This is a genomic window from Mammaliicoccus lentus, from assembly GCF_947036595.1.
In the GTDB taxonomy this organism is placed as follows: domain Bacteria; phylum Bacillota; class Bacilli; order Staphylococcales; family Staphylococcaceae; genus Mammaliicoccus; species Mammaliicoccus lentus.
In genome coordinates this window covers 2,580,668-2,603,413 of record NZ_OX344834.1, presented here as the reverse complement: position 1 = coordinate 2,603,413, position 22,746 = coordinate 2,580,668, and the positions used below count along the sequence as shown (strand labels likewise).

Sequence of the window (22,746 nt, the reverse complement as noted above, 5' to 3'; positions counted from 1 at the left end):
ATGTATGACAAAGCAGAGCAAAATAAAAGCACAGATGTGAAAATAAAACTTTTGTATAATTATACCCTTATATAGGTGTGATTACTAATAAAAGCCTTGGAGATGAATTTACGGTTCGATAAAAAGGAATTATCGAACCGCAAACGCGAAATACAGGTCGATAAAAAGGAATTATCGAACCGCAAATGCGAAATACAGGTCGATAAAATAAATTATCGAACCGCAAATGCAAAATACAGGTCGATAAATAAAATTATCGAACCACGAAATAGGAAATATATGCCAAAATGATGTTTGAAGAATTCTTCAGTGGGAATACTAATAATATAATATAGAAATGGAGGCTTTATTCATGACAGTAGTAAAAACTTATAATAATGACGAAGCGTTACAGAACGACATTAACAAACTAAAAGATGTGAATATTGATCCGTCAAATGTTTTTGTATTATCACACGATGATGATCGTACGGCACGTATTGTAGAACACACAGATTATTCTGGTATTGACTACAATAACAAAGACTTAGGTCAAAAATTCGACAAGCAAGGTGACGAATTAAGAGCTAAATTACAAGAGCTTGGATTATCAAAAGAACAAGCGGAAGAAAACGAAGAAAAAATGGACGAAGGTAAAGTATTTCTAATTGTCAAAGATGACAAAGCAAAAGAAGTATTAGGATAATTAGTAAAACCTCTCATATAGCAAAAGCCTATCTCAATTTGAGATAGGCTTTTTTAAATTATAAATGTCAAAAGTATTTGACATATATCTCTGAAATGTTAGCATAAAAATGTAAAATACTTTTGACATTGAGGAGTAGTAATTTATGATTGTACTGAAGTGGATAGCTTTTATTATTATCACATTTGTGATGTGGCAATTTTATTTTAAATTTATTACGATTGATACTAAAGAATTTAGTAGAGAAAAAAGATTAGACGAACGAGCACTAAGAATGAGATTAGAAGTATTATCAAGAACATTTGGATTCATGTTTCTTATCATTATGTCCTACATTGCCTTAAAAATATCAGGGCTTAAAGGTGATGCTAATAATGTATTTACAGAAAATCTTGAAATAGTATTTTTAGTTGTATTACTTGTTAACTATTGTATAAATGTAATAATGGTAAATAAAAAGTACAATTGAAAGCGGGAAAATAATGAAAAATAGAATTAGGGAATATCGTAAAAAATTAGGGATTTCACAGGATACATTAAGTAAAAATGTAAAAGTAACAAGACAAACAATAAATGCGATAGAAAACGATAAATACGATCCTACATTAGCTTTGGCATTCAAATTGGCTAAAGAATTTAATGTAACAGTAGATGAATTGTTTTCATAAATAACTTTAGGAGGAATCGAATTGAAAAAGCAAGACGAAATGGAGAAACAGCATTTTTATATCGCTTCAAAATGGACAACAGCATATTTTTTAATTGTGCTAGTGATATACAATTTATATACAAAATTCACAACAGGGGAATTTGATGTCGTGTGGCTAATTCTATTAATAGGGCTTATTTTATTCACAAGTATTCTAACTTTTTATAAATATAAAACGAAGATATAATATTTTATCCTACTACTTGTTCTATGCGATAACGTAGTTCATTGAAGTCTAAAATACGTGCTTGTCTATGAACTTCTTTTTCGTTATAAAAAAGCATAACAACAGGAGACGTGAACAAATTCAATTGTCCTACTGCTTCTGGTACGTCATTTGCCACAATTTCATAAGCGGGTATATTATATTCATTTACTATATCTTGAACGATAGGGTGGTCTGCTTTACATACAGAGCAGTTTTCACTTGATACATAAATTAATACAAAATCATTCGAATGAATGATAGTGTTGAATTCATCGAAATTTTGAATGATTTCCATATTATCACCTTCTGATTTGATTATAATAACAAGTATTGTAACATGATATATGATAAGGAGTGGAAAATATGTTTGGTAAAACAAATAATCCCAAAAAGGATAAAAGATTTTACATAAAATCTAATGAAAATTTAGGTACGTTAGGTAAAGTAATTGTGTTAGTTGACAGTGAAACAGGCGTGAATTATTTACAGTTTGCTAACGCAGGAAACTCAATTACGCCATTGTTAGATGAAAACGGAAAAGTGATCGTTGATAAAGTTTAAAATATATCATAAATTGGCACCTTTATATTGGCTATATTGAAACTATAACAGGTCTCATATATGAAGAAAGGAGATCAAATATGTTTATAGCATTTATAATATTAATTATTTTGACCTTCTTGATGCTTCTATATTCCTTAGCGATTCTTATGGGAAAAGATAGCGATGTGTACTCGATGTTATCTAAAGAAGAGAAAAATCTTTCTGAAAAAAAGAAGATGATTATTTATTTTGTTAGTGTCGCATTGTTATTTGGATGCTTGTTATATATCTTTTATTTTTTCACTTAAATAATTGAGTGATGATTGTTTTAAAGGTTCCAAAAATTGAATGAATATAAAAAAAAGAGCGACTTAATGGTGACTATTAAAAAGTGGGTAATCCTATAATAATAGGTAGATTAGGAATGTTATTACATGATTCGGAAGTGATATGTTTGAATAATAATCTTTTAATTAATACTAAATATGGCAAGGTACAAGGATTTCAAGAAAATAATATAAATAAATGGTATGGTATTCCTTTCGCTAAACCACCGATTCACGAATTGAGATTTAAAAGAGCTCAACCCCCTGAACCTTGGCAAGGAACTAAAGAGTGTACAAAGATGGGTAACCGTCCATATCAATTTACTGATGAAAAAATTTTGAAAAAGATGGGTCTAGCCAATGAAAATATTCGTTCAAGTGAAGATTGTTTAAATTTAAATATATGGGCGCCTAAAAGTACTAAAAAAGCGCCAGTTTTTGTATGGATTTATGGTGGAGGTAATCATATTGGAGAAGCATCTTCACCAGCTTATTCATTAGAAAGTTTTGCTGAACAAGGTGTTATTGGTGTTTCATTTAACTATCGTCTTGGCCCTCTAGGATTTTACAATTTTTCGAAATTAGATAGTAGTTTTGATTCAAACTGTGCGGTGTCGGATATGATATTGGCGATGCAGTGGATTAAAAACAACATTGAAAACTTTGGTGGAGATTCTAATAATATAACTATTGCAGGTGAGTCTGCCGGAGGTACGGCTGTTTATTCATTACTAGCAGCACCTAAAGCTAAAGGAACTTTTCAGAAAGCTATAGCAATGAGCGGACTATCTGGTAATATTACAACTCAAAAAACGCATGATTTAAATAATGAAATATTCTTTGATAAATTAGGATTAGATTCGCAAGATATTTATAAATTAAAGGAAATGCCAGTTGAAAATATGATTAATCCATCCAAAGCTGTGTTTGAAGAAAGTTGCTCTGTAAATCCAGGTATTTTTGTGACAGGTCCAGTCATAGATGATTTAATACCTAAAAAACCATGGGATGCTTTGAATGAAGGTATAAATAAAGATGTTAAATGTATGTTTGGTACATGTCGTGATGAGGGGACACTTTTTTATTCTATGCACGCAATCCCTAAAAGTTGGAGCGAAGTAAGTACGATGTTATCTAGGAATAATCGATTAGATAAATATCCATATTTTAAAGAATTGTATGGGAATCAATCTGAGAAAAAAGCTATGTTTGAAATAGGAAGGGATCGCTTGTTTTGGGCGAACACAATTAAATGTGCTATAGCTCAAAGTAAATATAATGATGTTTATGCGTATCGTTTTGATTATTCAAATCTTCTAAAAAAATGATTGGTCTAGGTGCACATCACGGCGCAGATGTAAGTCCAGCTTTAAATACGCAAATTAGTAATAAAAATCGTATTCTTAATACTGTTAAGAACAGAGGTTTAAAAAAAGTTAGAAATGTATTACATGGTTCATTTGTTAACTTTGCAATTAGTGGTAACCCTAATGGAGGATTACCTTTAAAATGGCCGAAATATACAAATGATACTCAATCGACGTATATTATTAACACAAAATGTTCAGTATTAAATAATCCTAATTCTAATTATTTTGCAATTTGGGATGATTTAAAACTATATGAGTAATTATTGGCAATAGATGACTAGGTGTGAAAAAAGCTTATTATAAGGGCATATTCATACCAGTCAGCTACTGCCATTATAATAAAAGAGGCTGAGACAAGTGTTTATATCCCAGCCTCTTTTTGTGTTTAATTTTCATTCTTTTTATGTTCTATAATCTGTGTTCCACGGTTAGATGTGATGTTTCTTGCTCGTTTCAGTGCATCTTCTTTTTTATCAAAGGAGTCACTGGCTTGCTTAGCGCCGTCTGTTTTAATCTTCCATTTATCATCTTCATAATAAACGTGGACATCTCGATCATTTAATTCAGGGTTTGATGACTCGTCTTCTTCGTGCTTAGTAATTTTTTTGTCTTTGAGTTCATCGAGTTCTTTTTTAGATGCATCTTTATACCATGATTCCGCTTGTTCAGTTGCGATAGGGATTGTATCTTCTTCTTTATAACCATCTTTAAGCATAGCGTTACCGATATCAATTGCTTTTTTTCGTTTTAATTTTTCGAAGTTCTTCCAACTTTGCGGATAATCGTCCATTGTCCAAGGCATATACAATTCATCCTTTCATAATATCTATACATATCAATACCACTTTATAGAAAAATGAAACAATGGTTACTTTCATATAGAATTTAATTACTTGGAGACTTTGGAGAGGACGTAATCTTCGCCTTGTTCATAGATGTCTAATAGTTTTTTAATGACATTTAGTTGAGGGATAATCCAATAACAGAGTGCAGCGCCTATTATACCTAATATTGCTCCGACTAATATATCTGCAGGATAATGAACGCCTACCCAGACGCGTGAAATACTCACTAGAATAGCTATTGCTAACCATACGTATCTTAAATTCTTTTTGAAAAGTAAAAAGGTAATACATATCGAGAAAAATTCTATTGCATGGTCACTCGGAAATGAGTTGTCAATCGCGTGACCAATAAGTTGATTAACATTGCTTAACTCAGCAAATGGCTGATTGTTGGAATGAATCGCTCCCGCTATAGCTCCAAATACTTCCGCGACCACAAAAGCAAACATACTGCTAATAATCATAATCCTATTTTCCCGTTTTCTAGTAAACCAATACATGATAATCCCGAAAAGTAAAAAGTATTTCATATACTTAGCAAAAAAGATCATGATTGGATTTAAAAACATAACTTCTTTCCCTAAATCATTAAACATTCTAAATAGTTCAATGTTTATTTCCGATAAATTCATAAAACCATTCCTTCAATACTATAATTTTAATTTTAAAGTTTAATATACTTAATCTCTGACTATACCAAAGTGAAGCAACAAGATAAACCTCAAAATAAAAAATAGTACTAGGTGTCAATATACATTTTGAAAAAACTCCCAATTCGTTAGACTTTGAATGTCGAAATCGGGAGTTTTATTTATATATTTGATTTTAAAAGTGCATGCTTGCCTGGGGTATGGCTCGAGCCTGTAGTCTCTCACGCATACTATTCCCCCGGACGTCAGCACTTTATATGTAAAAGTTTTAATTTGACTCGAATTAATTATCGTCGCTTCTAAATGCTTTTGTTTTGATATTTTGTTCTCCTATTTTGTTTGACCAATTATTAGCATATGTATTAAATAGTTAGTTATGATTTGTTGTAGAACTTAAAAGTTTTGATGGTAATTATAATGAGTATAATAAATGATATAAGTATAATTAAAAATGACTTTATATAGCTGTATTCAGGTTGATAGTCCGTAAACATGGCATTTCTTAATAAATCTCCCATATAAGCAAATGGAAAAATTTGAGCTATATTTTTGATGTCTTTAGAGAAAACATCGAGTGGCATTAAAACATTACTTATCATCAAGATAGGGGCACTTAAAAAAGATAATACTCCTAGAGCAATTTCACTTGAATTAAAAATGCCACCTAAAAGAATTCCTAATATTATCATTATAAATAGGATAATTATTGATATTAAAAATGTAGGTATTATATTTTGGAGGGTTATGTATTTTAATGACAGCCCAATTATTAAAAATAATGATATTTGAAAAACTCCAATAATTATTCTGACAGACAACAATGATAAAATGAAAGTAGACTTATCCAGGTTAGTTGTTTCAAATATCTTGAAAGTATTATTTTTTCTATATTCTATTAATGGAGCCGTTGTACCATATAATCCAATGCCCATTAAGGCAAAAATCAATACTCCAGGAAACATAAATTCATCAAATTGAATAGTCATATGCTGGGAAGCAGGTACTATCTTACCTAAAACAACAAACATCGCTAAAAACATTAGTGGAAAAATTGAAATGAAGAAAAATAGTTTTTTATCTCTAACTATTTCTTTTAACCCTACCTTAACTAGATTAGAATATAGGTTTAGCATAAGTTAATCATCCTCTCTCAATATTTCACCAGTAACTTCAATAAAAACATCTTCCAAGTTTTCTTTTTGATATTTTGATAATAAGTTTTTAGGTGTGTCGTTTTCAACTACATATCCCTCTTTTAAAATAATAATTTTATCACTGTAAGAATATGCCTCAGTCATATCATGTGTAGTAAATAAAACAGAATTATTTTTATTTTTTAGAGACATTATATTATCCCATATTTTTCTGCGTATTTGAGGATCTATACCTGAAGTTGGTTCGTCTAGAATTATTAGATTTGGGGATCCTATAAATGCTATACAAACCATTAATCTTTGTTTCTGTCCAACTGAAAGAGTTTTTATTTTTTTTGATAATATGTTTTTAAGGCTGAATTGTTTAATAATATTGGGAATATCAGTTTTATTTCTTTTTATAATATTAAAAGTTTCTAATATTTCATGAACAGTTTGATTCGGAAAAAGTTCTGAAATTTGTAATTGTACTCCTATTTTTTCTTTTATTAAGTCATTGTACAAATTTGTTGGGAAATCGAAAAATTTAATTTCTCCGCTACTTTTATTATTTAAATTAAATATAGATTCGATTAGTGTTGTTTTACCTGCACCATTTCTACCTAGAATAGAGATTATTTCATTTTCATTTATGGATATAGAAACATCTTTTAATACGTGATTATCTCCGTAATGTTTATTTAAATTTTTTACTGATAAAATATTATTCATTGTTTACATGCTCCTTAAAATATTTTATGCATATAATTTTTTAAGTATATTATAATGCAAGCCACCTTATTTTACAATATATTACATAAATAGTGTTATTTTACTTTTTGTTATGAAACGTATCCACAGCAACTCATATTAATTCCACAAATAAAAAGAGTCTGAGACATAATCAATGTCTCAGACTCTTTTGTAATAATTGATTTTAAAAGTGCATGCTTGCCTGGGGTATGGCTCGAGCCTGTAGTCTCTCACGCATACTATTCCCCCTGGGAGTCAGCACTTTATAAAATCATCATAGTTTCTCTGAAAATAAAGCATCTCTTAATATAATTACTATCACATAATCAGATTAAGAGATCCTTTATATGTAAAAGTTTTAATTTGACTAGAATTAATTATCGTCTCTTCTAAATGCTTTTGTTTTGATATTTTGTTCTTTTAAAAAGTTTTCAATCTTTTTCTGTTCTCGACCATTTAATATTTTAGTATCTTTTTGAAGTTTATCAACATTTTTCTTAGATATTTTTCCGTTCTGAATATCATCAAGGAAAGAATCTATATTAAATTGATTATATGTGTGTATATATTTATAGATTTTAAATACGGTTTCTTTATATTTATTGGGTAACTCGTTATTTTCTATATAATGGTGAAAATTTTTATCATTTTCTTGAATTAATGTATTTATCTTTTTAAGATTTTTTTCATCTTTTTGATTTAATTTTTCATCATAGATTTTATCTTGATAATAATCAATTATTTCGGATAGTTCGGCAAAACTATCAAGATACAATTGAATATCTTTTTTCATATCTTGTTCTGAAACCACTTTGTTTGTGACCTTGTCCTCAAAAATATTTTTAGGTCCATTTATATTTTCTGGAGGTGTTAATTTTTCATTGTCGTCACTTTCAGCTTCATGATTTTTAGAACATCCATAAGAAACAATCAGAATTATTATAATCATAAATAATAAAGTATTCTTTTTCATTATAAACCTTCCTTTTTAAAAAGATTTATGTTCCATTCGAAATAAAAGATTATTAGTTTAGAGAAGTACTTAATAACGAAATATCCAATAATCGCTAATACTATCCCAATCAAAACACCTTTAATAGTATTAAAAATATCACTCCAAGTAATCACATCAAAGCCGTATATAGCGCCAACAAAGATAAGTAGAGCTGGAGACATAATCATGACTGGTACAGCAATAACATAAGCCAATATAAATGGGAATAACATTAATAAAACGACTAAGCTAATTAATAATATTATAAAGTTAAAAATACTTAAACTCATGATAGAAACGAAAGAAGTGCAGATGTTTTTAATGTTTTTTTCTTTTTTTAAATTTTCAACAGTTTTAATTGCATTTAGTTCTTTTGCAATAGATATTGGATTTCCAAGTTCTTTAGATATTTGCTCATCAGTTTTGTTATCATAATGGCCACTAATAAAATGAGACTTATATTCATTCAAAATATCTTCTTTTTCCTCTTTATTCATATTTTTAATATATTTATTTAATGTTGAAATATAATCATCTTTTTTCATAATAATCACTCTCTTTCAAAAATGAATTTATAGAGTCGGCAAATATATACCACTCAACTACCAGAGATTTTAATTTTTCCTTACCACTATCAGTTATTCTATAGTATTTACGCGGAGGTCCTTCTTTAGAAGCTTTATAGTAACTATCTAGATAATTTTCATTAATTAATCTACGTAACAATGGATAAATTGTACCTTCAGATATGATTATTTTATTGGATATTATTTGAATTAAAGAATAACCATATTGATCTTTTTGGCTAATAATTAATAAGACTAGTAGCTCTAATGAGCCTTTTTTTAATTGAACATTCATTTAGCCTCCTCCTAAAATTTTACACATATCTTTTTTTAAGTATATTATAATGCAAGGTACCTTATTTTACAATATATTACATAAATAGTGTTATTTTACTTTTTGTTATGAAACGTATACACAGCAACTCATATTAATTCCACAAATAAAAAGAGCCTGAGACATAATCAATGTCTCAGACTCTTTTGTAATATTTGATTTTAAAAGTGCATGCTTGCTCATCACAATATTTATGTTAAATAACTCATAAATGAAGTTGCTAGGCTAAAGTAGATTAACATGCTGACAATATCGTTTATTGTAGTAATAAATGGACCGCTTGCTACTGCTGGATCAATGCCTATTTTGTTCATAAACAATGGGATAAGTGATCCGATTGTTGTACCAACTGTCATAGCTGTCGTTAAGCTTATCCCAACGATAGTTGCTAATAATGGTTGGCCATATAGTATTACAATGATAGAAAACAGTATAAGACTACATACTAAACCAGAAATAAAACCACTCGCGGACTCGTGTAATGCGTGTCTGACTTTATTTTCTTTTTCCATATCACCAGTAGAAATACTTCGTACGGAAACGGCTAATGATTGTGTTCCTGTATTACCTGACATACCACTAATAATAGGGATAAATGCTGCAAGTAGGGCGACTTGTTCAAGTGTGTCTTCAAATGAACCTAATATTGTAGCAGTTATCATACCTAAGAATGTAAGTAAGATAAGCCACGGCAAACGTTTTTTTGCAGTTTGTAAAACAGATTCTTTTGTCTCTTTTACATCATTAATACCAGCTAATTTTGAGTAGTCTTCGCTAGCTTCTTCTTCCATTACGTCTAAGATATCATCAACTGTAATGATACCTAGTAAATGATGTTGATAATCTACAACTGGAATGGCGATGATGTCATAGTCTTGAATTGTTTGAGCAACAATTTCTTGGTCTTCTGCAACGTCTGTGCTCACAAAGTTTTTGTTCATTACGTTTTTAACATGGTCGTCCATATCGGCGTTAATTAAATCACGTAATGACATAACGGCTATTAATTTTTTTTGATCATTAACAACGTAAAGTGCATAAATTGTTTGAGCTGAAGATGATTTCTCTTTAACGTGCATAAGTGCTTCTCTTACACTCATTTCAGGCGTTAACGAAACATATTCAGTAGTCATGATACCGCCGGCAGTATCTTCCTCGTAATTAAGTAATGATTTTAATGATTCAGATTTATGTTTATCCATAATCGTTAACAAGCTAACGCGCTGCGTTTTACTTAATAGATTAAGTACGTCAACAGCATCGTCATCTGACATGTTTTGAAGAACTTCACTTGCATAGTTTGCATTCATTTCATCGAACATTGATTTTTCTTCTTTTTGACTTAATTCTAAGTAACTCCAGAAGTTTGCTACTTCATCAGGAGATAGAAGTTCGAAAACCTTTTTCTGTTCTTCTGTAGAAAGCGAATCAAAGTACTCACTTTGCTCATAGGCGTGCAAGTGTAAAAATCCTTCTCTAAAATCACTGACTTCGTTGCGCTCTAGTAATTGAGTTAGGCGCTCGTTAATATATTCGTCCAATGCCATTCCTCCTTAATCCATTAAAATAAGTACATAACCAATTCTAGATTATATTGTTAAATTAGCAATGGTAAAAATATTAATTAAAAATTTAAAAAATTATATTTAATCATTTAAATTATTTTAGGGGATTCCATCCAGAGTGTTTAACCCAAGCATCAAAATCAAGAAGCTGAGGGTTTATCTCACGTAATTTAGAGATGTTGGCTTCATAACCTCCGAATTCAAACCATTCAAACATCTTCATCATTTTTTGGAACTTTTCTCGTGAATCTACAATTTCGCAAGGAGCATCAAATGTTTTACTTATTTTTTCAGATATCTCAGTTAATGTTTTTTCTTCGCCAGCTATTTCGATAGATTCTCCTATAAGCTGTTCTGGATTTTTAAAAGCAATATTAGCAAAAGCACCGATATCTTGTACAGCTATCATTTGTAATTTGATTTCAGGATCCATAAACCCTTGGATGACGATCTTTCCATCTTGTCCTTTTGCAAATCCTTCAAAATTATCCATGAAAAATGTTGGTCTTAAAATTGTAGAAGGTAAATCTAAAGAACGGATGTGCTCTTCTATTTGCCATTTTGTTGCAAAGTTTTGAGCTCCATCATATCTTTCTGCACCTGCTGCTGAACTATATACAAAATGAGAGACGCTAGCTTTTTTAGCTAAGTCTGCAACTCTTTTTCCTTGTCGTATTTCTTTTTCAGGATCATTATTATCGAATGATTGCACACTATACACACCGTAAACACCTTTCATTACATCTGAAAGTGATTGTTCATCATCCATATCCGCTTTAACCACAGTAGCGCCTTTTTCTTTAAGTGATTGTATAGAGGGTTGTTCCGGATTACGTGTCATAGCACGTACTGCCCAACCATCAGACAGTAAATTTGTAGCTACTGCATTACCTTGGTTTCCTGATGCGCCGATTACTAAAATTGTTTTAATATTATTCATGATAAAACCTCCGATTTATTAATAGAATTTTGTATAAAAATTAAATATTATATAAATAAATATATTAAGTTTTATTGAGGCATCGCTTCAGTTTTCGAACACTTTTATTAAAAATCCTCAGTCATATTAAATAAGTTCTGTAAAAATTGTTTTAACTGTTCATTGTTTAATCCTCTCTTATCCACTTGATATTGATAAGATTTAGTGGACAAAGCATTCAATAACATATCAGTTTTAAATGTCTTCCATTCAGGACTTTCTTCATTATCGAAAGTGTTCCAAAATTTCTTGGATAATTTCTGAAATGTTGGCGTATCTCTAAAGTCGCCATGAAACTCTTTTTTCTCTACACAATTTAAAGTGTCTAAATGTTTCGATTTAAAATCAATAAAGAGTTTTAAGTAAATTCCAAATTTTTCATAATTCGTTATTTGGTTATTTTGTTCTGCATAATCCATCTCTTTGAAAAGTCTATCAAAATCATTTTCGATTAATTTATAACAAAGAGCACTTTTATCTTCAAAATGACGGTATAAGGTGCCCATTCCAATACCTAGCTCTTTAGATATACGATTCATGCTCGTATTTTCAACGCCATATATTTCAAATAATTCTTTAGCTGTATTTTCAATTCTTAATCGATTTTCTATTGCATCTTTCCTCAATTGTTTCACCTCTGAAGGGACTTTAAATTTAATAAACGGATACCTCTCCGTTTATTGTAAGGGAACATATAATAAATTACAAATAAAGAGAAACGAATACTTATATATCTAAATAAAAAACTCCGAGAATCAAGATTTCGCCTGATTCCCGAAGTTTTTATTATGAGTTAGAAATGCTATTTAGTTCTTATTTACAACGAATAAGTGTTCTGAAAATACTAATATAGTATTACTCTCGATGCTGATTGATAAAATCACGTGTTTTTCCTGTTATTAATGGGCCGCCTGTATATATGTCTCGTGTGGATTGATGCTTTATATTAATTTCAGGACTTATACCGTGAGCATGCAAACCAACCACGTGATTGTGTTCATTTAATACTGGAGATCCTGAAAAACCAGTTGTTCTGTGTAAATGTCCGATATATTCAATGTAATCTTTAGTTGATTTAAGGTAATATCCATTTGATTGATACATGAATTGTCCGTTATATGGTTTTTTATTTGGATAACCTAACATATAAAGCGGTTCTTTAGGTTTCAAATCCTTTATTTCTTGTTCTGATGCAATTTTTAATGGCTTAATCTTTGTCGACAAACGTTGTTGAGTGATGAGTACAGCCACATCTCTTTCAGATGACTTATGAAAATTTTTAACTTTGAATTTAATAGGTACACGTTGATCTGCTTTTGAAGGATAGAAATAAAATTGCTTTGTTTCTTTATTACCAACTTTATCACTTGCTACATGTGAAGCGGTAATAATTGTATAATCATCTATAACAAAGGCAGTTGCTCCGTTACCTGATTTACCAGTTTCATCTGATGATATTTTACCTACTGCTTCAATGTGGTTTTTACTATGTGTGTTGTATAGTTTAAGCGTTAATAAATCGTTCGGTATTTGTGAACCTATTTTAAAAGCATCACTATAGTCTGAATGTGTTGCTTTATTGAATGTATCTTTATAAGTTATAGGCTCGTCATGAGGAATAAAGATATAATTAAACAATGACATGAGAAGCACTAAATATAATTTAAGATATAACATAGTTTAATCACAATCTTTCTCGAAATTAAATGATATCTTTGTTATACCCATTAATCATCTTATAAAATCGTAGCGACAAAAAATACAATAACTGAAAGTACTACTGAAGTTATTGCCATTGCAACCATTGGCTTAAATGCTTTTGTTTTTAAGTCATTAAATGAAACATTTAATCCTAATCCTACCATTGCCATAATAAGTATGACGTTAGTAATTGTACTGATTACACTTAATACACCTTCTGGAATAGCTACAAATGTGTTTACCGCACTCATAATTAAAAATCCAAGTAAAAAGTATGGAAAATCAATTTTTTGAGAAACTTTATTTGTTCTTTTTCTATTAACGATTATTAAGAAAATAATACTTAAAGGAATTAATAGAAATACTCGGCCTAATTTAGCTAATAAACCAATAGCTAGAGATTCACTACCACCTGCATCTGCCGCTAATACAACATGTGCTATTTCATGTAAACTAGCACCAGACCATATACCATAAAGTTCAGGATCCATAGGGAATAAAGCATATAGAAGTGTATATGTTAATGAGAATATCGTTCCCATTATTGCTACTAATCCAACACTTATGCCAACGTCACTTTCTTTAGATTTCAAAATAGGAGAAATAGCTGCTATCGCTGCAGCACCACATACCCCTGTACCAACGCCCAATAATAGAATTAAGTTTTTATCTCCTTTAATAATTTTATTTAAGAAAATAATAAAGAATATTGAAAAAGCAACTACACCGACATCTAGTAATAATAATGTCCCGCCTTCATTAATAATTGTAGACAAGTTCAATTTTAACCCGTACAAAATTATAGCTAAACGTAGTAGTTTTTTAGAAGAAAATTCGATACCTGTTACGTATCTTGTTGGATATCCTAGGAAATGTCTGTACAAAATCGCAGTGATGATAGCTATCGCAAGTGCGCCAACTTTATTTAAAATTGGTAAATTTGATAATAATATGCTGGCAACTGCAACAACTAGCGTAAAACCTACACCTAGGAAAAATGCTTTATTTAATTTAATACTCACTGTCTTCACCTCACATACATTCTATGATGAGAACGATTATTTGTGAAATGCCATTTTTAAATATATAATATAACAAAAATGTTATGGAGGTGCTTTTGTGGAAGATAAACTCAATATATTAAAAGCAATCGTAGAAGAAGACGGATTTACTAATGCAGCAAATAAATTATACAAATCACAACCATCCATAAGTCGAGATATTAAAAATTTAGAACAAAAATACCAAATTAAAATTTTTGAAAATACACGAAAAGAAATCATATTAACAGAAGAGGGGCAAGAACTATATAACTATGCCTGTCAATTGGCGTTATTAGATGAACAATTACACACGAGAATAAACGCAAATAAAGAAGAAGTAAAAGGTAAATTTGTTATAGGTACAAGCCATACATTCGGACAATCTAAACTATTAGATCTTACGCTATACTTACAAACGAAATATCCAAATCTGAACATACATATTTATATTTACAACTCAGCAGATATTATTACGCATTTGAAAGATTATACGATTGACTTAGGAATAATAGAAAAACCTGTAATCGACGATAAAATTAACAGTGAAGTATTAACAGAAGATAGATTATTAATCATAAAAAATAAGCAAAATAAAAAACCTTTAAATGAATTAAGATGTTATGTAAGAGAAACAGGGTCAGGAATTAGATATTACCAAGACAAACTATTACAACAACTGAATTTGCCGTCACGCAAAGTCGTCATTAATGACAATCAACTTATACTAGAATTAGTAAAACAAAATATGGGCTATACAATACTCTCTAATTTCTCTATCAAATCAACCGATAGAAAATATATAGAAACAAGCGAAGTAGACTTATATAGAAACTTCTTTATAGTATCAAATAACTCAAGATATAAAACGAATAAATATAATACTATTGTCGATGAGATAAAAAAATATGGTTTTAAATAATAAAGCCCCAAATCAAAAACAGGCTATGACATAAATAAATGTCTCAGCCTGTTTCAATCTATTCTTTATAATTTTTCAAGTAATATGCGCCTGCTAGGAGACCTACTGGTATACCTAAAAGTGGTGTGAAAATTGCGCTTAATACGAGTACACATACTATTAGCACTGCAGCATTGTACCAGTTAAGCTCAAGGTCTAGTAAATCATTGAAACTTTTCTTTAAAACATCTTTAATTTTCATGAAATCACTCCTATAAAACTCAATGTTTTAATATTTATAATCTATGTATATAATAACATAAAATGTAAAAGTTAAAGAGTAATTGTATATTTAAAATGTGTATAATAGCTATTTATAATTATAATATTTGTTATGTTATAATTTATATAATTGAAATAACTTAGTTACAAGGAATGGAGATAGTTTATGGCTGAACCTAAATATAAATTAATTGCTTTCCAATTAAAAGATAAAATTATAAATAATGAATATGAGTATGGTAAAACGATCCCTTCTGAGAAAAAGCTTCAAGAACAATACAATGTTAGTCGCTATACAATAAGACAAGCTATAGATTTATTAGTACAAGATGGTTATATCATAAAGAAAAAAGGTCTAGGCTCAATTGTTAGTGATAACTATTTGAAAAAAACAAATCATGATACTTCTACCAAAAAAATCGGTGTAATCGTTACATATCTTTCTGATTATATTTTCCCAAGTATAATTAGAGGAATCGAAAAAATATTAGGTGCTAATGGTTATTCTCTTATATTAGCGAGTACGAATAATACACATGCTGGTGAGCGACGTTGTCTTGAGATGATGATAGAACAAGGTGTTCAAGGTTTGATTGTTGAACCGACGAAGAGTAATGTGTTTAACCCTAATTTATCTTTTTATTCGTTATTAAAAAGTAAAGAAATACCTGTGCTAATGATTAATGCTTGCTATGAAGAGTTAAACATTCCTTATATAAGTATTGATGACACAAAATCTGGATTTCTTGCGACTTCTTATTTATTAGATGAAGGTCATGATGACATTGTTCTAATAACTAAAATAGATGATATGCAAGGTAAGTTTCGTATGAAAGGGTATATAGAAGCTTTTGAGGATAAAGGTGCGATATTTAAAGGTGAAAATATCTTTACTTATACAACTGAGACAAAAGATAAAGTTCTAGATTTAATCATAAAAGAGTTATTAAATCATGAAATCAATCCGACTGCCTTTGTTTGTTATAACGATGATATTGCTTATTCATTTATAAAGCGTTTAAAAGAAAATGGAAAATGTGTACCTGATGATTACTCCGTAGTTGGGGAAGACAACTCTATTTTAAGTCAACTCGAAGATATATCACTTACAACTACTTCTCACCCTCAAGAAAATCTTGGAGTAGAAGCAGCACGATGGATGATAAAGGCTATAAATTCCGGTCAAATTGGAGAAACGACTATTATGGATACAGAAATTATAATAAGAAATAGTGTTAAAAAGAGAAATGCTTAAGTTTTGTACTTAAGTATTTTTTTTTGCGTTTATTACATATATGGACAAATAAAAATTATATTTGACATGTACGGTCAAGTGATGGTATATTTCTTTTTGAAAACGATTGCAAGAGGGAGGCGGTATTTTGAATCAAGGTAAAATTCATTCAGAAATATCGAACGGTGAGATATCTATCGGTATCGAATTGGGTTCAACTAGGATTAAGACAGTGGCCATCGATACTAACTTTGAAACGATAGGATCTGGATATTTTGAATGGGAAAATGAATTCAAAGATGGGTATTGGACTTATTCAATTAATGATGTCTGGATAGGTTTACAAAAAAGTTATAAATCAATGACAGATGACATTGAATCAAAATATAATGTGACGATTAAAAAAGTGAAATCTCTAGGGATAAGCGGAATGATGCATGGATATTTAGCATTTGATAAAAACGATGACTTGCTTGTGCCGTTTAGAACTTGGAGAAATTCATATACTGAAGAAGCAGCAAATAAATTAAGAGATTATTTTCAATTTAATATACCTGAACGTTGGAGTATAGCGCATTTATACCAAGCTATTTTAAATGAGGAACAACACGTCAAAGACATTCAATTTATAACAACTTTAGCTGGATACATTCACTGGTATTTAACAGAACAGAAAGTATTGGGTGTAGGCGATGCTTCAGGTATGTTTCCAATTGATCAAAATACTAAAAAGTATGACCAAGAAAAATTGAATCAGTTTGATGAACTTATCAAAGATAAACAATTTGAATGGGATATTGAATCAGTCTTACCAAAAGTTCTAACAGCAGGTACAAATGCAGGTTGTTTAACAGAACAAGGCGCTAAGTTATTAGACCCTACAAATAATTTAGAACCAGGTGTGCCGCTTTGCCCTCCTGAAGGTGACGCAGGTACTGGTATGGTCGCTACTAATAGTGTTGAAAAGAAAAAAGGCAATATATCGGCTGGTACGAGTGCATTTGCAATGCTTGTATTAGACCAACCTTTAAACAAAGTACATCCAGAAATAGATATTGTGACAACACCATCTGGGGATTTAGTCGCAATGGTTCATACAAACAATTGTACTTCAGACATTAATGCGTGGGTGAATTTGTTTGAAGAGACTTTTGAAGTAATGGGTGTGGAAGTCGATAAAAACCAACTTTATGAACGACTATTTAATCATACACAACATGCAGATGAGCGAAATGGGAACTTATTATCTTATGGATATATATCAGGTGAAAACATTACAAAAATAAACAAAGGCATACCTATTTTCTTGAGACCAACAGATAGCCAATTCAATTTAGCAAACTTTATGAAGACGCATATTATGTCAGCGTTTAGCACATTGAAAATCGGCGTAGATATTCTTAAAGAAGAAGAGAAAGTACTTATCGATTCATTTGTTGTTCATGGAGGCATTTTTAAGACAGAAGAAATTGCACAACGTATATTAGGCGCAGCTTTAAATAGTTCAGTTGAAGTGTTAAAGACGGCTAATGACGGTGGCGCATGGGGGATGGCTATACTTGCAAGATATATGGTCAACAACGATAGCCTATTACCATTAAATCAATATTTAGAAGAGAACATATTCGGACAACAAGAAGGTAGTGTTATTCAACCATCTGAAAAAGATGTAGAAGAATATGAACAATTTATAACTGAATATAAAAAAGGTTTAGAAATAGAAAGAAAAGCATCTCAATTTATTCGTTAGGAGTGTAAACATGTTAGAAAAATTAAAAAAAGAAGTGTTTGAAGCAAACCTCGAATTACCAAGAAGAGAACTCATTAAATATACATGGGGTAATGTCAGTGCAATCGACAGAGAAAGTAATTTATTCGTCATTAAACCAAGTGGCGTCGATTACGATGTAATGACTGCAGATGACATGGTCGTTTGTAATTTAGATGGCGAAGTAATCGAAGGTGAATTAAATCCCTCTTCAGACATGCCTACACACGCAGTGTTATATAAATCATTCAAAGATATTGGCAGCATAGTTCATACACATTCTACTTGGGCAACGATTTGGTCACAAGCCGGATTAGATGTACCTGTTTATGGAACGACACATGCTGATACATTCTTTGGACCAGTTCCATGTGCAAGGCATTTAACAGAAGAAGAGATTAATAAAAATTATGAACATGAAACAGGAAACGTCATTGTTGAAACTTTTGAAGAAAGAAATATAAATCCAAATGAAGTTCCAGGAGTACTCTTACATGGTCACGCACCATTTGTTTGGGCAGAAAATGCAGAGAAAGCTGTAATGAATGCGGTAGTACTAGAAGAAGTATGTAAGATGAATTTATTTACACTTCAATTAAATCAAGAAAGCGAACACTTACCAAATAGAATCTTGAATAAACATTATGAAAGAAAACATGGAGAAAATTCATATTACGGACAATAATCTAAAGGAGGAAAATAAAAATGAGTAATCAAAAAGAATTTTGGTTTTTTGTAGGATCACAAGAGTTATATGGGGACGAAGCATTAAATCAAGTGAAAGCCAATGCTCAAACAATTGTAGACACTTTAAATAAAGAAGGAAGCTTACCTTATCCAATTAAATTAAAAGAAGAGTTAGCAATATCACAAGATGTAATTACATCAGTTATGAAAGAAGCTAACTACAAAGATGAAGTACAAGGTGTTATCACATGGATGCATACATTCTCTCCAGCAAAAATGTGGATTAGAGGTACACGAATTTTACAAAAACCGCTTCTACACTTTGTTACTCAATTTAATAATCATATTCCATGGGACACAATTGATATGGATTACATGAACTTACACCAATCAGCACATGGTGATAGAGAATATGGTTACATAAATGAAAGATTAAAGAAAAATAATGAAGTAATCGTTGGTCATTGGGAAGAAGATGAAGTACACGAACAAATTAGTCGCTGGATGAATGTAGCATATGCATACAACGAAAGCTTCAATATCAAAGTTGCGAGATTCGGAGACAATATGAGAAATGTTGCTGTGACAGAAGGCGATAAGATAGAAGCTCAAATTCAATTAGGTTGGACAGTAGATTATTTCGGAATTGGTGACTTAACATCAATTGTTAATGAAGTTTCTGAACAAGAAGTAAATAACTTATTCGATGAATATAAAACGTTATACGACTTTGATTATGGTGACTATGAAGTGAGCGAATGGGAAAGTTCAGTTAAAGAACAAATCAAGTATGAAATTGCCATTAAACGATTTTTAGATACAGGTGGTTATACAGCATTTACTACTAACTTTGAAGATTTATATGGCATGGAACAATTACCAGGCTTAGCAGTTCAAAGATTGAATGAACAGGGATATGGCTTTGCTGGAGAAGGAGATTGGAAAACTGCAGCTTTAGATAGGTTATTAAAAGTGATGTCTCACAATACGCAAACAGGTTTCATGGAAGATTACACATATGAAATGAGGTCAGGGCGTGAAGCAATACTTGGTTCACATATGTTAGAAGTAGATCCTACTTTAGCAAAAACAAAACCAAAAATTGTTGTAAATCCACTCGGTATTGGAGGTAAAAATGACCCAGCAAGATTAGTATTTGATGGAGAAGCTGGAGAGGGCGTAATTGTATCTATTTCAGATATGGGAACTCATTTTAGAATGTTAATCAATGAAGTAGAAGCTTTTGTTCCAGAAGAAGCGGCTCCTCATTTACCAGTTGCACGTGTCATTTGGAAAGTAAAACCAGGTTTTCATGAAGGTATAAAAGAATGGATCACTCAAGGTGGCGGTCACCATACAGTCATATCTTTAAGCTTAACAAAAGAACAAATCGTAACTTTAGCAACATTGTTTAACCTGGAATATAAGTTAATTAACTAGGCAAATTCGATAATTTAATTCAAATCTCAATAACAAAGGGGAATGAAAATGGGAGATAAAAAGCCAAAGACAGGTTTAATATATGCATTTGGTGCTTTCGGAGGATTTTTATTTGGATATGATATCGGTATTATAAACGGAGCTTTACCAGGAATTAAAGAAACATGGGAAATCAGTCCATTACTAGAAGGAACAATTACTTCAATACTATTTTTAGGTGCAATGATTGGTGCAGTTTCAATGGCGCCATTAGCTGATAAATGGGGCAGAAAAATGATGATTCTAATTACAGCAATTATCTTCGCTGTTGGATCATTAGCTTGTGGTTTTTCAGGGAATCCAGAAATATTAATTGTTTCTAGATTTATACTAGGTATTTCAGTTGGTTCGGCTTCGGCTCTCGTACCAATGTACATGGGAGAAATATCTCCACCAGTCATCAGAGGTAAAATATCTGGTTTGAACCAATTGATGATAACAATCGGTATGCTTATATCTTATGGTGTGAACTATGCATTTATAGGTGTCTTTGAAGGTTGGAGATGGATGCTAGGAGGCGCAGTTGTACCAGCAATTGTACTCTTCATAGGCGCATTTATTTTACCAGAATCACCTAGATATCTAATTAAAAAAGGACTAACAGATTTAGCATTAAGTAATTTGAAGAAAATTAGAACAGAACGTGAAGCAGAAAGAGAATATAGAGAAATATTACAAATTAATGAAGCAATCAGTAAAGAACAGAAGAAATTCAAACTTACAAAAGCTGTTACATTTTCAGTATTTGTCGGTTGTTGTGTAACATTTTTACAACAAATACAAGGTGCAAATACAATTTTCTACTACTCATCACAAATACTTGGGGATGTGTTTGGATCAACAATCAGTGGTGTAATTTCAACAGTGGGTGTCGGTGTTGTCTTCGTGCTAGCAACAATTGTGACATTGATATTTGTAGATAAGTTTAATAGAAAAACATTATTTATGTCCGGATCGATAGGAATGGGACTATGCTTATTATTAGTAGGTATTATTTATCCATATACAAATGACGGACATATGTGGGCAATATCACTCGTATTTATTTTTATATGCGTATATGTCATATTTTATGCATATTCTTGGGCAGCAGTTACTTGGATTGTAGTAGGAGAACTGTTCCCAAGTGAAGCAAGAGGGATGGCGACAGGAATAGCGTCAATGGTTAACTGGTTAGGAAATATCGTAGTCGCATTATTCTTCCCTGTACTTATGCAAAGCATTGGATTAAGTAATATATTCTTTATGTTTGCAGGTATATGTGTGATAGGTTTCTTATTCTCTAAATATGTATTATATGAAACAAAAGGAAAAACACTAGAAGAAATCGAATTATACTTAGATGACCGTATGAATGAACCAGCGGAATCAAATGTATAAAATAGATAATGAATAAAATGAGAGCTCTCTTCAATGTAGACACTGAAAAGTGGAAACAATGAAGAGAGTTTTTTGATGGTAGAAGATTTGGGAGCGGATGTTGCAAGACGAGTTCCACGTGCAACATAGAGGGTTGAAATGTTGCAAGACAAGTACCACGTGCAACATAAAGTGTTGGAATGTTGCAAGACAAGTACCACGTGCAACATAAAGTGTTGGAATGTTGCAAGACGGCTCCATGTGCAACATAAAGTGTTAGAATGTTGCAAGACGGGCTCCATGTGCAACATAAAGGGTTAGAATGTTGCAAGACGAGTGCCACGTGCAACATAGAGGGTTGAAATGTTGCAAGACAGACCCCACGTGCAACATTGTGATATCGTAAATCACTTCAAAGCCCTTTTATTATGTGCTTTGTCTTTTAGAAACAACAATATTAAAAATTAGCCATATTAATTGTAGTAAAAATGGGAAAAGGAACGCTAGAAATAATATACCAATATTAACCCATTTTAATTCTATGGTTTGAGTGACACCTCCAGCATCTTGATCTCTAAACCATCACATTCTATCCCCTATATTTGTTTACTTAATTCTTTTCAAGGGAATTATTT

27 protein-coding genes and 1 pseudogene are annotated in these 22,746 nt (G+C 31.0%); 13 read left to right on the top strand and 15 right to left on the bottom strand.

Going from position 1 to position 22,746, the window contains the following annotated elements:
• Positions 1-352: 352 nt before the first annotated feature.
• The 4 genes from ACNMOQ_RS12920 to ACNMOQ_RS12905 all read left to right on the top strand — a co-directional run bounded on the left by ACNMOQ_RS12920 (position 353) and on the right by ACNMOQ_RS12905 (position 1,581).
• Complete coding sequence (locus ACNMOQ_RS12920) at positions 353-685, top strand: YflT domain-containing protein (RefSeq protein WP_016999485.1); 333 nt, start codon at positions 353-355, stop codon at positions 683-685.
• 145 nt (positions 686-830) lie between these two features.
• Positions 831-1,154 (top strand): hypothetical protein, encoded by a 324-nt coding sequence (locus tag ACNMOQ_RS12915; protein WP_016999486.1) that lies wholly within the window; start codon positions 831-833, stop codon positions 1,152-1,154.
• 13 nt (positions 1,155-1,167) lie between these two features.
• On the top strand, positions 1,168-1,353 hold the full coding sequence (locus ACNMOQ_RS12910) for a helix-turn-helix transcriptional regulator (protein WP_016999487.1): 186 nt from the start codon (positions 1,168-1,170) through the stop codon (positions 1,351-1,353).
• Positions 1,354-1,374: 21 nt separating this feature from the next.
• Positions 1,375-1,581, top strand: coding sequence for a hypothetical protein (locus ACNMOQ_RS12905; protein WP_016999488.1), 207 nt, complete (start codon positions 1,375-1,377; stop codon positions 1,579-1,581).
• Between the two features lie 4 nt (positions 1,582-1,585).
• On the opposite strand, the gene ACNMOQ_RS12900 is transcribed toward ACNMOQ_RS12905, so the two are convergent.
• Positions 1,586-1,897, bottom strand: coding sequence for a thioredoxin family protein (locus ACNMOQ_RS12900; RefSeq protein ID WP_016999490.1), 312 nt, complete (start codon positions 1,895-1,897; stop codon positions 1,586-1,588).
• 68 nt (positions 1,898-1,965) lie between these two features.
• On the opposite strand from ACNMOQ_RS12900, the gene ACNMOQ_RS12895 reads away from it, so the two are divergent.
• The 3 genes from ACNMOQ_RS12895 (at position 1,966) to ACNMOQ_RS12885 (ending at position 4,101) form a co-directional block, all read left to right on the top strand.
• Entirely contained in the window at positions 1,966-2,163 is a 198-nt protein-coding gene (locus ACNMOQ_RS12895) for a DUF6440 family protein (RefSeq protein ID WP_064204214.1), read from the top strand.
• Positions 2,164-2,536: 373 nt separating this feature from the next.
• Positions 2,537-3,799, top strand: a complete 1,263-nt coding sequence (locus ACNMOQ_RS12890) for a carboxylesterase/lipase family protein (RefSeq protein WP_416349978.1) — start codon at positions 2,537-2,539, stop codon at positions 3,797-3,799.
• Positions 3,796-4,101 carry a carboxylesterase family protein gene (locus ACNMOQ_RS12885; RefSeq protein ID WP_416349977.1) on the top strand — a complete coding sequence of 102 codons (306 nt, stop codon included), beginning with the start codon at positions 3,796-3,798 and terminating at the stop codon, positions 4,099-4,101. Before ACNMOQ_RS12890 ends, ACNMOQ_RS12885 begins: the two co-directional genes overlap by 4 nt.
• Positions 4,102-4,226: 125 nt before the next feature.
• On the opposite strand, the gene ACNMOQ_RS12880 is transcribed toward ACNMOQ_RS12885, so the two are convergent.
• The 12 genes from ACNMOQ_RS12880 to ACNMOQ_RS12825 form a co-directional block, all read right to left on the bottom strand.
• Complete coding sequence (locus ACNMOQ_RS12880) at positions 4,227-4,643, bottom strand: DUF2188 domain-containing protein (RefSeq protein ID WP_064204212.1); 417 nt, start codon at positions 4,641-4,643, stop codon at positions 4,227-4,229.
• Positions 4,644-4,730: 87 nt separating this feature from the next.
• Positions 4,731-5,318, bottom strand: a complete 588-nt coding sequence (locus ACNMOQ_RS12875; protein WP_064211247.1) for an undecaprenyl-diphosphatase — start codon at positions 5,316-5,318, stop codon at positions 4,731-4,733.
• A 392-nt stretch (positions 5,319-5,710) separates the two neighbouring features.
• Positions 5,711-6,469: an ABC transporter permease gene (locus tag ACNMOQ_RS12870; RefSeq protein ID WP_416349976.1), complete on the bottom strand. Its 759-nt coding sequence runs from the start codon at positions 6,467-6,469 to the stop codon at positions 5,711-5,713.
• 3 nt (positions 6,470-6,472) lie between these two features.
• A complete protein-coding gene (locus tag ACNMOQ_RS12865) occupies positions 6,473-7,201 on the bottom strand; it encodes an ABC transporter ATP-binding protein (protein WP_278825380.1) in 729 nt (242 codons plus the stop codon).
• A gap of 394 nt (positions 7,202-7,595) precedes the next feature.
• On the bottom strand, positions 7,596-8,195 hold the full coding sequence (locus ACNMOQ_RS12860; RefSeq protein ID WP_416349975.1) for an NDxxF motif lipoprotein: 600 nt from the start codon (positions 8,193-8,195) through the stop codon (positions 7,596-7,598).
• Positions 8,195-8,761 carry an HAAS signaling domain-containing protein gene (locus tag ACNMOQ_RS12855; protein ID WP_416349974.1) on the bottom strand — a complete coding sequence of 189 codons (567 nt, stop codon included), beginning with the start codon at positions 8,759-8,761 and terminating at the stop codon, positions 8,195-8,197. The genes ACNMOQ_RS12860 and ACNMOQ_RS12855 overlap by 1 nt, the downstream gene beginning before the upstream one ends.
• The gene (locus tag ACNMOQ_RS12850) at positions 8,748-9,077 is read right to left on the bottom strand and encodes a PadR family transcriptional regulator (protein WP_147640983.1); all 330 of its coding nucleotides are present in this window, start codon (positions 9,075-9,077) and stop codon (positions 8,748-8,750) included. The genes ACNMOQ_RS12855 and ACNMOQ_RS12850 overlap by 14 nt, the downstream gene beginning before the upstream one ends.
• A gap of 230 nt (positions 9,078-9,307) precedes the next feature.
• A complete protein-coding gene (gene mgtE, locus ACNMOQ_RS12845) occupies positions 9,308-10,663 on the bottom strand; it encodes a magnesium transporter (RefSeq protein ID WP_026023643.1) in 1,356 nt (451 codons plus the stop codon).
• A gap of 112 nt (positions 10,664-10,775) precedes the next feature.
• A complete protein-coding gene (locus ACNMOQ_RS12840; protein WP_416349973.1) occupies positions 10,776-11,621 on the bottom strand; it encodes an NmrA/HSCARG family protein in 846 nt (281 codons plus the stop codon).
• Between the two features lie 107 nt (positions 11,622-11,728).
• Positions 11,729-12,286: a TetR/AcrR family transcriptional regulator gene (locus tag ACNMOQ_RS12835; RefSeq protein ID WP_416350408.1), complete on the bottom strand. Its 558-nt coding sequence runs from the start codon at positions 12,284-12,286 to the stop codon at positions 11,729-11,731.
• Positions 12,287-12,515: 229 nt separating this feature from the next.
• On the bottom strand, positions 12,516-13,337 hold the full coding sequence (locus ACNMOQ_RS12830; protein ID WP_416349972.1) for a trypsin-like serine peptidase: 822 nt from the start codon (positions 13,335-13,337) through the stop codon (positions 12,516-12,518).
• A 59-nt stretch (positions 13,338-13,396) separates the two neighbouring features.
• Positions 13,397-14,383, bottom strand: a complete 987-nt coding sequence (locus ACNMOQ_RS12825; protein ID WP_016999499.1) for a YeiH family protein — start codon at positions 14,381-14,383, stop codon at positions 13,397-13,399.
• Between the two features lie 97 nt (positions 14,384-14,480).
• Here ACNMOQ_RS12825 and ACNMOQ_RS12820 point away from each other — a divergent pair, with 97 nt between their 5' ends.
• The gene (locus ACNMOQ_RS12820; RefSeq protein WP_016999500.1) at positions 14,481-15,323 is read left to right on the top strand and encodes a LysR family transcriptional regulator; all 843 of its coding nucleotides are present in this window, start codon (positions 14,481-14,483) and stop codon (positions 15,321-15,323) included.
• A 58-nt stretch (positions 15,324-15,381) separates the two neighbouring features.
• Here ACNMOQ_RS12820 and ACNMOQ_RS12815 read toward each other — a convergent pair whose 3' ends face one another.
• Positions 15,382-15,564, bottom strand: coding sequence for a VraH family peptide resistance protein (locus ACNMOQ_RS12815; RefSeq protein ID WP_016999327.1), 183 nt, complete (start codon positions 15,562-15,564; stop codon positions 15,382-15,384).
• 186 nt (positions 15,565-15,750) lie between these two features.
• On the opposite strand from ACNMOQ_RS12815, the gene ACNMOQ_RS12810 reads away from it, so the two are divergent.
• The 5 genes from ACNMOQ_RS12810 (at position 15,751) to ACNMOQ_RS12790 (ending at position 22,132) form a co-directional block, all read left to right on the top strand.
• Entirely contained in the window at positions 15,751-16,839 is a 1,089-nt protein-coding gene (locus ACNMOQ_RS12810; RefSeq protein WP_064211240.1) for a GntR family transcriptional regulator, read from the top strand.
• A gap of 127 nt (positions 16,840-16,966) precedes the next feature.
• Complete coding sequence (locus tag ACNMOQ_RS12805) at positions 16,967-18,568, top strand: xylulokinase (RefSeq protein WP_416349971.1); 1,602 nt, start codon at positions 16,967-16,969, stop codon at positions 18,566-18,568.
• A 10-nt stretch (positions 18,569-18,578) separates the two neighbouring features.
• A complete protein-coding gene (locus ACNMOQ_RS12800; RefSeq protein WP_016999330.1) occupies positions 18,579-19,271 on the top strand; it encodes an L-ribulose-5-phosphate 4-epimerase in 693 nt (230 codons plus the stop codon).
• Between the two features lie 20 nt (positions 19,272-19,291).
• On the top strand, positions 19,292-20,713 hold the full coding sequence (araA, locus tag ACNMOQ_RS12795) for an L-arabinose isomerase (protein ID WP_416349970.1): 1,422 nt from the start codon (positions 19,292-19,294) through the stop codon (positions 20,711-20,713).
• A 48-nt stretch (positions 20,714-20,761) separates the two neighbouring features.
• Entirely contained in the window at positions 20,762-22,132 is a 1,371-nt protein-coding gene (locus ACNMOQ_RS12790) for a sugar porter family MFS transporter (RefSeq protein ID WP_016999332.1), read from the top strand.
• A gap of 405 nt (positions 22,133-22,537) precedes the next feature.
• Here ACNMOQ_RS12790 and ACNMOQ_RS12785 read toward each other — a convergent pair.
• Positions 22,538-22,681: pseudogene (locus ACNMOQ_RS12785) on the bottom strand (DUF3923 family protein); the annotation flags it as partial.
• Positions 22,682-22,746: the final 65 nt, after the last annotated feature.